Here is a 355-nt window from a genome sequence, read left to right as displayed (position 1 = left end):
TCTTCCGGCGGGGGAGTTTTTCACTCCCCTTGTCGTTACTCATGTCAGCATTCGCACTCGTGATACCTCCAGCAGACTTCTCAATCCACCTTCATCGGCTTACACGACGCTCCTCTACCGCGAGTCTGCATCCTTGATACCACTCTTTCTATCCACCCTTCCCGACTCGACGTTCGGGACGGCTTGGACGTCGCTTCGCGACGCCAATCGAATAGCATCAAGTGATGCAGACTCACCCGTAGCTTCGGTACCTGGTTTAGCCCCGTTACATCTTCCGCGCAGGCCGACTCGACTAGTGAGCTATTACGCTTTCTTTAAAGGATGGCTGCTTCTAAGCCAACCTCCTAGCTGTCTG

The 355-nt window shown here is 54.1% G+C and carries 1 rRNA gene; it reads right to left on the bottom strand.

The features are described 5' to 3' along the window. Positions 1-355: ribosomal RNA gene (locus HOP53_RS21360) — 23S ribosomal RNA — on the bottom strand; the annotation flags it as partial.

Origin of the sequence: Billgrantia ethanolica (assembly GCF_021404305.1) — a bacterium.
GTDB lineage: Bacteria > Pseudomonadota > Gammaproteobacteria > Pseudomonadales > Halomonadaceae > Halomonas > Halomonas ethanolica.
This window is presented reverse-complemented; position numbering and strand designations above follow the sequence as displayed.